General features: G+C 64.0%; 12 protein-coding genes. 7 read left to right on the top strand and 5 right to left on the bottom strand.

Features of this window, described 5'->3' with window-relative positions; genetic code table 11:
• The first annotated feature begins 14 nt into the window (after positions 1 to 14).
• From nosZ to QKW60_RS16515, 6 genes are read left to right on the top strand one after another with little or no spacing between them, the layout of a single operon-like run.
• A complete protein-coding gene (gene nosZ, locus QKW60_RS16490; protein ID WP_282370283.1) occupies positions 15 to 1,937 on the top strand; it encodes a TAT-dependent nitrous-oxide reductase in 1,923 nt (640 codons plus the stop codon).
• 2 nt (positions 1,938 to 1,939) lie between these two features.
• Complete coding sequence (locus tag QKW60_RS16495; RefSeq protein WP_282370284.1) at positions 1,940 to 3,268, top strand: nitrous oxide reductase family maturation protein NosD; 1,329 nt, start codon at positions 1,940 to 1,942, stop codon at positions 3,266 to 3,268.
• Positions 3,234 to 4,130, top strand: a complete 897-nt coding sequence (locus QKW60_RS16500) for an ABC transporter ATP-binding protein (RefSeq protein ID WP_282370286.1) — start codon at positions 3,234 to 3,236, stop codon at positions 4,128 to 4,130. Before QKW60_RS16495 ends, QKW60_RS16500 begins: the two co-directional genes overlap by 35 nt.
• Positions 4,127 to 4,948 (top strand): ABC transporter permease, encoded by an 822-nt coding sequence (locus tag QKW60_RS16505; protein ID WP_282370288.1) that lies wholly within the window; start codon positions 4,127 to 4,129, stop codon positions 4,946 to 4,948. The genes QKW60_RS16500 and QKW60_RS16505 overlap by 4 nt, the downstream gene beginning before the upstream one ends.
• The gene (locus QKW60_RS16510) at positions 4,945 to 5,508 is read left to right on the top strand and encodes a nitrous oxide reductase accessory protein NosL (RefSeq protein WP_282370289.1); all 564 of its coding nucleotides are present in this window, start codon (positions 4,945 to 4,947) and stop codon (positions 5,506 to 5,508) included. Before QKW60_RS16505 ends, QKW60_RS16510 begins: the two co-directional genes overlap by 4 nt.
• A 5-nt stretch (positions 5,509 to 5,513) precedes the next feature.
• Entirely contained in the window at positions 5,514 to 6,428 is a 915-nt protein-coding gene (locus QKW60_RS16515) for an FAD:protein FMN transferase (protein WP_282370490.1), read from the top strand.
• Positions 6,429 to 6,604: 176 nt separating this feature from the next.
• Here QKW60_RS16515 and QKW60_RS16520 read toward each other — a convergent pair whose 3' ends face one another.
• The 4 genes from QKW60_RS16520 to QKW60_RS16535 all read right to left on the bottom strand — a co-directional run bounded on the left by QKW60_RS16520 (position 6,605) and on the right by QKW60_RS16535 (position 10,585).
• The gene (locus QKW60_RS16520; protein ID WP_282370291.1) at positions 6,605 to 6,871 is read right to left on the bottom strand and encodes an AGE family epimerase/isomerase; all 267 of its coding nucleotides are present in this window, start codon (positions 6,869 to 6,871) and stop codon (positions 6,605 to 6,607) included.
• Positions 6,872 to 6,884: 13 nt separating this feature from the next.
• Positions 6,885 to 8,042 (bottom strand): aminotransferase class I/II-fold pyridoxal phosphate-dependent enzyme, encoded by a 1,158-nt coding sequence (locus QKW60_RS16525; protein WP_282370293.1) that lies wholly within the window; start codon positions 8,040 to 8,042, stop codon positions 6,885 to 6,887.
• Positions 8,043 to 8,048: 6 nt separating this feature from the next.
• Positions 8,049 to 9,377, bottom strand: coding sequence for an amidase (locus QKW60_RS16530; protein ID WP_282370295.1), 1,329 nt, complete (start codon positions 9,375 to 9,377; stop codon positions 8,049 to 8,051).
• 80 nt (positions 9,378 to 9,457) lie between these two features.
• On the bottom strand, positions 9,458 to 10,585 hold the full coding sequence (locus QKW60_RS16535; protein WP_282370297.1) for a carboxylate-amine ligase: 1,128 nt from the start codon (positions 10,583 to 10,585) through the stop codon (positions 9,458 to 9,460).
• Positions 10,586 to 10,744: 159 nt separating this feature from the next.
• Between QKW60_RS16535 and QKW60_RS16540 the strand changes: the two genes are divergently transcribed.
• Positions 10,745 to 11,158, top strand: coding sequence for a YkgJ family cysteine cluster protein (locus QKW60_RS16540; RefSeq protein ID WP_282370298.1), 414 nt, complete (start codon positions 10,745 to 10,747; stop codon positions 11,156 to 11,158).
• Positions 11,159 to 11,161: 3 nt separating this feature from the next.
• Here the strand turns inward: QKW60_RS16540 and QKW60_RS16545 are convergent, their stop codons facing one another.
• Positions 11,162 to 12,661: a CoA-acylating methylmalonate-semialdehyde dehydrogenase gene (locus QKW60_RS16545; protein ID WP_282370299.1), complete on the bottom strand. Its 1,500-nt coding sequence runs from the start codon at positions 12,659 to 12,661 to the stop codon at positions 11,162 to 11,164.
• Positions 12,662 to 12,756: the final 95 nt, after the last annotated feature.

Below are 12,756 nucleotides of genomic sequence, written 5' to 3' on the forward strand. Positions count from 1 at the left end.
AAGGAGTCCATACCATGACAGAACAACTGAAATCAGGCTTCAGCCGCCGGGCATTGCTTGGCGCAACAGCGGGCGGCGCGGCAATCGCCGGAGGGCTTGGCGGACGTCTCGCGCTGACCGGCGGCGCCATTGGCGCGGCCACGCTGGCCGGCACCAAAACCGCGAACGCGGCCGAGGCGGCCAATGTCGCACCGGGCCAGCTTGACGAATATTACGGTTTCTGGTCGTCGGGCCAGACCGGCGAGATGCGCATTCTCGGCATTCCGTCGATGCGTGAACTGATGCGGGTTCCGGTCTTCAACATCTGCTCGGCCACCGGCTGGGGGATCACCAATGAATCGAAGAAGATCCTGACCGAGGGCCTGACCGAGAAGACCAAGAAGTACCTCGCCGCGAACGGGCTGGAATTCCCGCGAAACGGCGACCTGCACCACGTCCACATGTCCTTCACCGAAGGCAAATATGACGGGCGGTTCCTGTTCATGAACGACAAGGCCAACACGCGGGTCGCCCGTGTGCGTGGCGACGTCATGAAATGCGACAAGATCATCGAGATCCCGAATGCCAAGGGCATCCACGGTCTGCGCCCGCAGAAATGGCCGCGCACCAACTATGTCTTCGCGAATGGCGAGGATGAGGTGCCGATGGTCAATGATGGTCAGGTTCTGGACGATCCGGCGCAGTACGTGAACTTCTACACCGCGATCAACGCCGACGACATGACCATCGCCTGGCAGGTGATGGTGACGGGCAACCTCGACAACACCGACGCGGACTATGACGGCAAATATGCCTTCTCGACGTCGTACAACTCGGAAATGGGGATGACCCTTGCCGACATGACCGCGGCCGAGATGGACCATGTCGTGGTCTTCAACATCGCCGAGATCGAGAAAGGGATCGAGGCAGGAGACTATCAGGAACTGAACGGCGTCAAGGTGATCGACGGCCGCAAGGGGTCGGAGAAAAACTACACCCGCTACATTCCGATCCCGAACAACCCGCATGGCTGCAACATGGCGCCCGACAAGATCCACCTCTGCATCGGCGGCAAGCTGTCGCCGACGGTTTCGGTGATCGACGTGCGCAAGCTGGACGACGTGTTCTACAACGGCGCCGAGCCGCGGTCGGCCGTCGTGGCCGAGCCGGAACTGGGTCTCGGGCCCCTACACACCTGCTTTGACGGTCAGGGCAATTGCTACACCACGCTCTTCCTCGACAGCCAGGTTGTGAAGTGGAACCTCGACAAGGCGGTTGCGGGCGAGGACCCGATCCTGTCGAAGACCGATGTTCATTACCAGCCGGGCCACAACTCCACCGCCGAGGGCGAGACGCTCGACGCGGCGGCGAAATACTACATCTCGATGAACAAGTTCTCGAAGGACCGGTTCCTGAACGTCGGTCCGCTGAAGCCCGAGAACGAGCAGCTCTTCGTCATCGACGGCGATACGCTGACACTTGCCCATGACGGTCCGACCTTCGCCGAACCGCATGACTCGATCCTCGTCCATGCGAGCAAGGTCAACCCGCTGAATGCGTGGAACCGGCAGGATCCGATGTGGGCGGATGCCCGCATGCAGGCCGAGGCGGATGGCGTCGATCTCGATGACTGGCAGGACACGGTCATCCGCGACGGCGACAAGGTCCGGGTCTACATGTCGAGCCAGGCGCCCGAATTCGCGTTGCAGAGCTTCACCGTGAAGGAAGGCGACGAGGTGACGGTCTATGTCACCAACCTCGACGACATCGACGATCTGACCCACGGCTTCACCATGGGCAACCACGGTGTCGCGATGGAGGTCGCGCCGCAGGCAACCGCCTCCGTCACCTTCGTCGCGGGGCAGCCGGGTGTCTACTGGTACTATTGCCAGTGGTTCTGCCACGCGCTCCATATGGAGATGCGGGGCCGGATGTTCGTCGAGCCGCGGGCGACCTGATCATGCTGAATCGCCTTGTCCCGATCCTGATGCTGCTTGCCGCGCCCCTCTGGGCCGCGGAGGTGCAGGTCATGCCGGGGCAGGGCACATTGCAAAACGCTATCGCCGGGGCATCCCCCGGCGATGTGCTGCGCCTGAGCGATGGCACCTATGCCGGGGCCTTGGTGATCGACAAGTCCCTGACGCTGACCGGTCCCGCCGGGGCCGTGATCGACGGAGAGGGTCAGGGCTCGGTGATCACCGTCACCGCAGATGATGTCGTGATCCGGGGCGTGACGGTTACCGGGTCGGGGCTACTGAACGCCGAGATTGATTCCGGCATCAAGATCGTCAAGGGCGCTGACCGAGCGGTGATCGAAGGCAATCAGATCGTCGGGAACCTGCATGGCGTCGACGTGCATGGCGGTCTCGACAGCGTGGTGCGCGGCAATACGATCGTCGGGCTGCGGCTGGAGCGGATGAACGACCGTGGCAACGGTGTCTATGTCTGGAATGCGCCGGGCACGGTGGTCGAGGACAACGACATAAGCGACGGTCGCGATGGCATCTTTTCCAACGCGTCACGCAAGGGCATCTACCGCAACAACCTGTTCCGCGATCTGCGGTTCGCGGTGCACTACATGTACACCAATGACAGCGAGGTGACCGGCAATGTCTCGGTCGGCAATCACCTTGGATATGCGATCATGTTCTCGAACCGGGTCGTGGTGAAAGACAACCTGTCTTTGGGCGACCGCGAACATGGCGTGATGCTGAATTATGCGAACAACGCTGATGTCAGTGGCAACCTTGTGCGTGGCGGCACGAACAAGTGCCTCTTCATCTACAATGCCCACAAGAACCTGATCTACGACAACCGTTTCGAGGGCTGCGGTATCGGTATCCACTTTACCGCCGGGTCGGAACGCAATGTGCTGACCGGAAATGCCTTCATCACCAACCGTGAGCAGGTGAAATACGTTGGCACGAAACACGTCGAATGGAGTTTCGAGGGGCGTGGCAACCATTGGTCGGACCATCCCGGCTTTGACCTGAACGGCGATGGTATCGCCGATGGTGTGTTCCGTCCGAACGACCTGATGGACCATATACTCTGGTCGCAGCCCGCAGCGGCGCTGCTGACCGGTTCGCCCGCCGTGCAGCTTGTCCGGTGGAGCCAGAAGAGCTTTCCCGCCACGCTGCCCGGCGGCGTGCTTGATTCCCACCCAATGATGGCCGCGAGGGCCATCGCCGTCCCGCCAGCAATCGCGGCCATGGAAGAAGCGGTCGCCGGACGCTGGGCGGAAGGAAATTATGATGACATCGACACTGAACATCTCGGATCTCACTAAGACCTTTACCGGGGTCAAGGCGCTCGACGCCGTGTCGCTGACGGTCGCGCCCGGCAGCCGCGTGGCTCTGCTCGGCCATAATGGCGCTGGCAAGTCGACGATGATGAAGATCATCCTCGGGCTTTTGCCCTTCGATGCCGGAACGGTGACGGTCTGCGGTGCCGCGCCGGGCTCTGCCGAGGCACGGCGGCAGGTGGCCTATCTGCCCGAGAACGCCGCCTTTCACCCTGCGCTGACCGGAGAGGAGCAGATCGGCCATTACCTGGCGTTGCGCGGTGAGAGCCCGAAGACGGCGCGCGCGCTGCTTGAGCGCGTTGGCCTGCATGATGCGGCGCGCCGCCGGATCGGCACATATTCGAAAGGCATGCGCCAGCGTGTCGGCCTTGCGCAGGCGCTGATCGGCAAACCGAAACTTCTGGTTCTGGACGAGCCGACATCGGGGTTGGACCCGGTGTCGCGCCGCGATTTCTACGCGCTGCTTGACGGGCTCGCGGCAGAGGGGGCGGCGGTTCTGCTGTCGTCCCACGCGCTGACCGAGGTGGAGGCCCGGACCGACCAGATCGTCATCCTTTCGAACGGTCGCATGGCTGCAAGCGGAACGCTTTCCGAACTGCGCCGCGCCGCAGCACTTCCGGTGACGATGCATGTCACGGCGCGGAACGGCTACGGGTCGGAAATTGCCGATGCCCTGCCCGGCGCGATCCGCGTCGGAGCCGACCTGCACCTGTCCTGCGGGCAGGACGAGAAACTGGACATTCTGGCCTGTGTCACGGGTCTCGGCGACAAGGTCGCCGATATCGAGATGATGCCGCCCAGCCTTGAGGACATCTACAGCCACTTCAGCCGGAGGGACGGGCAATGAACCGCATCCTCGCCACCGCCAAGACCGAGTTTCGCATCGCGCTGCGCAACCGGTGGGTGGCCATCGCCATCGGCCTGATGGCGCTTTTCGCGCTGGTTCTGTCGGCGGCGGGCTCCGCGCCGACGGGCGGGCTGGGTGTCGACCGGCTGTCGGTCACCGTCGCGTCGCTGACCTCGCTTTCGGTCTATCTGGTGCCGCTGATCGCGCTTCTGATGTCCTTTGACGCCGTCGCCGGTGAGGTCGAGCGCGGCACCCTGCCCTTGTTGCTGACCTATCCCGGCGCGCGGGCAGAGATCCTCTTCGGCAAGCTTCTGGCCCATCTTGCCGTGCTCTCGCTCGCTGTAGTCGTGGGGTACGGAATTGCCGGTGCGGTCGCGTTCTGGGCCGATCCGGCGTCGGCTGCGGGCTTGCCTGCGCTTTTGCGGCTGACCTGGACCTCGATCCTGCTCGGCGCCACCTTCCTGGGCGCGGGCTATGCCCTGTCGTCACTGGCCCGGCGTCCGTCCGGCGCGGCGGGGCTGGCGATGGGGCTCTGGCTGGGTGCGGTCGTGCTTTATGATCTCGGCCTGCTCGCGGCGGTCGTTGCCGATGGCGGCGGCCGGTTCACCACGGAGTTCTTCCCGATCGCGCTTCTGGCCAACCCCGCCGATGCGCTCCGGCTCTTTAACCTCGCCGCCTCTGATGCGGCGGCTGCCGCTGCCGGTGTCGCCGGTGCCGCCGGTTCGGTCCCGCTTTGGCAATCGGCGTTGTCCGTAGCCCTTTGGCCGGCCTTGGCGCTGGCTTTGGCAACCGCTGCTTTTCGCCGGGTGACGCCATGAAACGCGCACTGGTTTTCGCCCTTCTCCTTGCCGCTTGCCAGGAAGAGGCACAGGATATCTCGCCCGTGGCCCTGACCGAAAGCGCGGTCGGCCATTATTGCCAGATGGATATTCTGGAACATCCCGGGCCCAAGGCGCAGGTGCATCTGGACGGGCAGCCGGGCATGCCGCTCTTCTTCAGCCAGGTCCGCGACGCCGTGGCCTATGCCCGTCTGCCCGAGCAGGACGGTGTGATCCTTGCGATCTATGTCAACGACATGGGGGCCCCTGGCGCGACATGGCAGGATCCGGGCAGGGTCAACTGGATCGATGCGGCGACGGCCCACTATGTCGTCGGTTCCAGCGTCGAAGGCGGTATGGGCGCGCCGGAGCTTGTACCCTTCGCCGATCCGGACAAGGCCGCAGCCTTTGCGGCTGAAAGCGGGGGTACCGTCCTTCTCTTGTCCGAAGTGCCCGATAGCGCCGTTATCGCCCCGGCCGATCTTGTCGGCGAAAGCGACGATGACGACGCCGATTTCAATGCCCGACTGAAGGCGTTGTCCGAAAGGATCGAGGGATGAGCCCCATGCTGAACCGCCGCCGCTTCCTGTCCATCTCCGCCGCCGCGTTGGGGGTTGCGCCCATTGCGCGCGCCGGTGAAGCACCGGTATATCTCTGGTCCGGCATCGCGCTGGGCGCGCGGGCGACGATCCGCCTCTCGCACCCGGATGCGGCGGCAATTACCGAACGCATCGCTGCCGAGATCGACCGGCTGGAGGATGTGTTCAGCCTTTATCGGACCGACAGTAGCCTGATGCGCCTGAACGTGGCCGGTCGGCTTGATCTGCCGTCGCCGGAACTTTTGGAATGCCTGACGCTGGCAGGCGCTGTGCATCAGGCCACAGGCGGGCTCTTCGACCCGACGGTACAGCCGCTCTGGTCGATCTGGGCCAAACGCGCGGCGGCGGGCGCGCGGCCAAGTACCGCCGAACTGGCGACGCTGCGCGCGCGCGGTGGCTGGCCCGACCTGCGACTTTCCGCATCGGCCATATCTCTGCCTTCGGGTGGCGCGCTGACCCTGAACGGGATCGCGCAGGGCTATATCGCCGACCGGGTCGCCGCGCTGCTTGCGGCAGAGGGATTGACCGATATCCTGATCGACACGGGAGAGCACCACGCCCTCGGCGGTCATCCTGACGGTGGCGATTGGCTGGTCAGGCTGGCTGAGGGCGGTCAGGTCGGGCTGCGGTCCCGCGCCCTTGCCACCTCCGCGCCGCTTGGCACGGTGTTCGACGCCGCGGGTGCGAAGGGCCACATCCTGCATCCGGCAACCGGTGAACCCGCAGAGACGCGCTGGCGCTCGGTGTCGATCTCGGCCCCATCGGCGGCTTTGGCGGACGCGCTTTCGACAGCCGCCTGTCTGGCAGGAAGCCGTGCTGAGATCGACGCCTTCGCTGGTGCTTTCGCGGGTGCCCGCTGTGAAGCGGCCGTTCCGGTCTGAAGACAGGTTCACGTTGCGAGGATCGAGCGGTCCGTCCCGGATCCCAGGAGACCCTCGTTTAACCGGGACAGGCCGCCGGACAGGAGAAAGAGTGGCGCCTGAACCAAATGGTAGATGTCCGGTTTGCCGAGAAACTGAGTCTCGGCCAGCCGGTTTCCGGCACCAAGCTGCGGCTATCAGCCGCCGCGTTCATGGTCGATCAGGTGACGGTTCGCAAAGATCCAGAGCCTGTGGTACCAGACTTCGTCCTCGGAGCGGCGGTCGAGCTTGATCAGTGGCGCCATTGCACCGATCGCCTCGGTCACCGGCCACCAGTAGCGAGCCGGATTGTCGACGCGCCCATCGAAATCGAGCGTATCTCGGGTGTCGGTTGGCTTATCATTCGCGAATTCATGATGGCATGACGGCAGGTCAGAGCGCGGTGCCTTATGCTGTGAAGACATTGATACTCCTTGCCTATGCGCCGCTCTTGCTCAGGGCCTCCTCCAGATCGGCCCAAAGATCATCGGGGCTTTCCAGCCCCAGGCTAAAGCGCACCAGCCGCGGCGAGACGCCGAAGCGCTGGAGAGAATTCTGATCGCCCTTCTGCGACAGGGCGGCCTGTGCGGGCATCACGAGGCTTTCGAAGCCGCCCCAGGACACGCCAATGCGGAAATGTTTCAGGGCATCCACGAGACGTGGGATGTCGACGCTGTCATCGAATTCGACCGACAGAAGGCCCGAGCGCCCGGTCAGGCCCGGCACGGAATTCGGCCCCGGCGAATGCACCGCTGTCACACAGCGCAGCCCGGTCAGTCGTTCGAGGAAAGTATTCGCCGTCGACTGGTGGCGAAGCATTCGGACTTCCAGCGTGCGAAGCCCGCGTGTCAGCAGCCACGCCTCGAAGGGTGCGAGCTTACCGCCCAGAAGGGAAAGGCTCAGGTCGCGGATCTGGGCGATCAGATCGGACGATCCGACCACGACCCCGGCGACCGTATCGGAATGGCCCGATATGTATTTCGACGCCGAATGCAGGACGATGTCGATGCCCTGCGTCAGGGGGCGCTGGAATACCGGCGTCGCCCAGGAATTGTCGGTGACGGTAAGGACGCCGTGGCGTTTTGCATGTTTAGCCACCAAGGGCAGGTTCATCGGGCGGAACACGACCGATGAAGGGCTTTCGAGATAGGCTAGCCGCGCGCCCTTCAGCAGGTCGGGGTCATGTTCGAACGCATCGGTGGAATGATAGGTGATCTCGACGCCGAAGGGGCGAAGGAGGCGTTCAAACAGGCGGTAGGCATCGGGATAGACATGCTCGACGCAGGCGATGCGATCCCCGGGTCGAACAAAGGCCAGAACGGTCGATGAAATCGCCGCCATGCCCGAGGCGAAGCCGACCGCCGCGTCGCCGCCTTCGGCCTTTGTCATCAGGTCCTCGAACACGGAAACTGTCGGGTTCTGAATCCGTGTGTAGATCGGTTGCGACGTCGCACCGGACATCCGGTCGGCAAAGTCCTGATAGGTATCGAATGCAAAGAGCGAGGTCTGCACGATCGGCGGCGTCACTGACCCCTCCAAGCCGCCCGTGACCATGGCCAGCAGGGTCGCCAGATCCGGTTGCCCTGTGCCACTCATCGCTGGCTATCTCAGGGCAGATTCGGCTGCCGCACCGATGCGCAGGAGCCTTTCTTCGCCGAAGGGCCGGCCCATCAGCATGATCCCCGTGGAGGGCAGACCCGTCGGCAGGGTCAGCGCCGAAAGCCCCATAAGGTTGCCCATGCGGGTATTGCGGAGCGTCAGCAGGTTTTCGGTGACGAAATATTTCTCGTCCGTTGTCAGACGTTCGACATTCGGCGGCAGGTTCGGGGCGGTCGGGACCAGCACCGCGTCGTAAGGCGCGGTCGCTTCGGCCCAGATCGCCCGTATCCGGTCGAGTTTTTGCCAGGCGGCGACATAGTCCGCGCCGGAGAACTCGGCACCAAGACGGAAGCGGTCTCGGATGGGTCCGAACATCTTTTCGGGATGCGCCTCGATCGCATGTTTCCAGGTGCCGTAGGCCTCGGTCGTGAAGAGGATGCCCGAAAGCGCCATGGCCTCGGTCAGTTCCGGGATCGTGCCGCGCGTGACGGTGGCGCCCGCATCGGTCAGCCGTTCAATGGCATGTTTGAACCCGGCGAGCGGTTCGGGGCGGATATCGTCGAAGGCAAGGGTTTCGAGGATCAGGAAGCGGGTGCCCCTGAGGCTGGCGCCGCGCAGGTCGGCCGGTTTGGTGCCTGCCATCGCTGCGAGCAGAAGGGCGGCATCCTCGACGGTTCGGCAAAGCGGCCCGACGGTGTCGAACCGCGCACAGAGCGGCACGACGCCTTTCAGCGAGAGGCGGCCCGAAGTGGTCTTGAGCCCGACGAGATCGTTCCAGACCGAAGGCACCCGGACTGATCCGCCTGTATCAGACCCGATCCCGGCCGCCGCCAGCCCGAAGGCGACGGAGGCAGCGGCACCGGAGGAGGAGCCGCCGGGTGCCAGTGCGGGATCGTTGGCGTTGGGCGGGGTCGCGGTCATCGGGTTGAGGCCGAGGCCGGAGAAGGCGAGTTCAGTCATATGGGTCTTGCCGAGGCAGACGAGGCCCTGATGGGTGGCGTTGGCCAGCACTTCGGCATCGGCGCCGGGGATGCGGCCCTCCAGAAGCCGCGACCCGGATTCGGTCGCCACCCCGGCCGTGTCGAAGAGGTCCTTCCACGATATCGGAACGCCGTCGAGCAGCGACAGGCGCTGCCCTGCCTTGGCGCGTTTTGATGCGGCGGCGGCCTCTTCCAGCGCGCGGGCCTCTGTCAGCCTTGCATAGATGCGGTCGCGGTATTCGTTGGCGCGGATCGCGTCGAGATGGGCGGCGGTGAGTTCCTCGGGGTCGATCTCGCCCCGCCCGATCGCGCGCCCCAGATCGCCCGCGCTCATCTCCCTCCATTCCGCCATTCGTGCCTCCCGAATTGATGGGTTGACGGTAGCGCCCGCGCTGCGTCTTGACCAGCGTCCGGAGCGGCTAAGGGCAGAGATCAGAGGTCGTGGTGAAACTCTTCGATCAGGCTGTGAACGACCGCCCGCATGGCGGCGGGCCCGTCATCCCCGGCCTCAACCGCATCGGCGTGAACGATGCGCTGTCGGTCGGCGCTGGTGCCGGTGTCGAGGAGGTCGCGCAGGGCCTCGATCTCGGCTGTGCAACCCAGTACCCCGGCATCCTCGGCAACAACCTCGATCAACTCGTCCATTAGGGTCGGGAAGCCGACCACTTCCAGCCGCCCGAAATCGATCAGGCCACCGGTTATCCCGTATCTCTGGGCGCGCCACCGGTTTTCCTCCAGAAGGAAGTTGTCGTAGTGACGCCAGCGCTGGTTCCTTCGCATCAGTCGCCAGAGCATCCGCGTCAGGCATTGCGTCAGTGCTGCCAATGACAGAGTCATCTCAAGCCGGGGCTGCACGTCGCAGATGCGGCTTTCGATGGTCGGGAAACGTGCCGACGGGCGCAGGTCCCACCAGATTTTTGAGGAATCCTCGATCAGCTTCATGCGCACCAGCGCATCGACCGTACGCTTGTATTCCGCCCAGCTTGAAAATTTGGGCGGCAGGCCGGTGCGGGGCAGGTTGTCGAAGACGGTCAGCCGGTAGCTGGCAAGCCCGGTATCGTCGCCCTGCCAGAAGGGGGAAGAGGCCGACATCGCCAGAAGATGCGGCAGGAAATAGGAAAGCTGATTGACGAGGTCGATTCGCATATCCTCGGCCGGGATGCCGACATGGACATGCATGCCACAGATCAGCATCCGCCGCGCCACACCGCCAAGGTCGCGGCGCAGGTCGTTGTAACGCTCCTTGTCGGTATGGTGCTGGTCCTTCCAGTCCGAGAACGGGTGGCAGGAGGCCGCGATGGGCGCAAGCCCGTGCTTGGCGGCATGGCGCGAGACACAGGCGCGGAGCTTGCGCAACTCGTCCCGCGCCTGTCCGACATCCTTGCAGACCCGGGTCCCGACCTCGATCTGGCATTGCAGAAACTCCGGGCTGACCTGGTCCGCCATCTCGGCCTTGCAGGCGTCCATCAGCGCCTCGGGCGCGACGGCGAGCGCCAGCGTATCCCGGTCGACGAGCAGGTATTCCTCTTCGACCCCGATGGTGAAATCAGGCTCTGACATCGCCGCGCCCCCCATTGTTTTTGTCAGTTGAGCAGAGGTCGCCGCTTTGGGCAAGTTTTCAGGGCTTGCGGTTTTCATGGCCCCAACCTAAATGCCGCGCCGGCGCATCGCCCGGTGGCAAAGGGCCGACCGGACCGGCGCCTGCCATGAGCCCAATGATTGTCCCCCTCAGATATCGACTGCACGACCTGCGGCGCCTGCTGTTTCGGCACCCATGACCGCTATATCGCCCTGATGCCCGAAGACCGGGCACGGGCGATCCCCGAAAACCTCACCAATGACAGTGACAGCCGCCGTTTCATGAAGATGTGCGAAGGGCACTGTGCCCAGCTTGCGCGCACAGATGACGCGCGCCTTGTCTGTGGCATCTACGATATCCGCCCCGAAGCCTGCCGCGCCTTTCGGGCAGGTAGCTTTGAATGCATGAAGGCGCGCCAGCATCGCGGTGCCTTGGCCGAGGCGGTGCGCAACCCCGCGCCGATCCGCCCGAAAATAATCGGGCCGGAGACAGAACTGCCCCCGGCCCATGTGATCGCAATACTGCCTAAGGGGCGGATGAAGCCCCCGGCCTGACGGTCAGTCCATTGCCTTGAAGTTGAACTCGCCGCCTTCCTTGATGCCGGACGGCCAACGGGCCGTCACGGTCTTGGTGCGGGTGTAGAACTTGAAGCTGTCCGGCCCGTGCTGGTTCAGGTCGCCGAACATCGACTTCTTCCAGCCGCCGAAGGTGTGGTAGGCCAGCGGCACCGGGATCGGCACGTTGATGCCAACCATGCCGATATTGATGCGGTGCGCAAAGTCGCGCGCCGTGTCGCCGTCGCGGGTGAAGATCGCGGTGCCGTTGCCGTATTCATGGTCCATCGCCATGCCGATGGCCTCTTCATAGGTCTTGGCGCGGACCACCGACAGAACCGGTCCGAAGATCTCGGTCTTGTAGATGTCCATGTCGGTCGTGACCTTGTCGAAGAGGTGCGGGCCGACGAAGAAGCCGTTTTCATAGCCCTGAAGCGAGAAGTCGCGATTATCGACAACCAGTTCCGCGCCCTGTTCGACGCCGGAATTGATCAGGCCGAGGATACGCTTCTTCGCCTCGCCGGTGACGACCGGGCCGAAGTCCACGTCATTGCCGTCGGTATAGGGCGCAACGCGCAGCTTTTCGATCCGGGGAACCAGCTTTTCGATCAGCTTGTCGGCGGTGGCATCACCGACGGGCACCGCGACGGACACCGCCATGCAGCGTTCGCCTGCGGCGCCGAAGCCCGCACCGACCAGCGCGTCGGCAGCCTGATCCATGTCGGCATCCGGCATGACGATCATGTGGTTCTTGGCGCCGCCGAAGCACTGGGCGCGTTTGCCGTTCGCGGTGGCGCGGCTGTAGATGTAGTGCGCGATGGGGGTAGAGCCGACGAAGCTGACGCCCTGAATGGTCTCGCTGTCGAGCAGCGTATCGACCGCCTCCTTGTCGCCGTTGACGACCTGGAAGACGCCCTTCGGCAGGCCTGCCTCAACGAACAGCTCGGCCAGCATCAGCGGAACCGAGGGGTCACGCTCGGACGGTTTCAGCACGACGGCGTTGCCGCAGGCCAGCGCGGGGCCGACGTGCCACAGGGGCATCATCGCGGGGAAGTTGAACGGCATAATCGCGGCGACGACGCCAAGGGGCTGGCGCATCGAATACATGTCGATGCCGGGGCCCGCGTCATCGGTATAGTCGCCCTTCAGCATCTGCGGCGCGCCGATGCAGTATTCGATCACTTCCAGACCGCGCTGCAGGTCGCCCTTGGCGTCGGGAATGGTCTTGCCGTGTTCGCGGCTCAGCGCCTCGGCCAGCTTGTCCATGTCGCGGTTCATCAGGCCGACCATGGCCATCATCACCCGGCCGCGTTTCTGCGGGTTGGTGGCGCCCCAGGCGATCTGGGCGGCGGCGGCATTGGCGATGGCCGCTTCAGTCTCGGCAGCCGAGGCCATCGGGCATTTGGATTGAACCTCGCCGGTGGCGGGGTTGAAGACATCGGCGAAACGGCCAGACGTGCCCTTGACGTGTTCGCCGTTTATCCAGTGTGACAGTTCTTTCATGACAAGCCTCCCGAAAATTTCCTGCGCACAATACCCTTGCAATTTTGCTGGATAAAGGGGCAGTTTCCCAAAGGTGTTTTGCATTATTGCAAAGG

The organism is Albidovulum aestuarii (assembly GCF_029961185.1).
Classification (GTDB): domain Bacteria; phylum Pseudomonadota; class Alphaproteobacteria; order Rhodobacterales; family Rhodobacteraceae; genus Albidovulum; species Albidovulum aestuarii.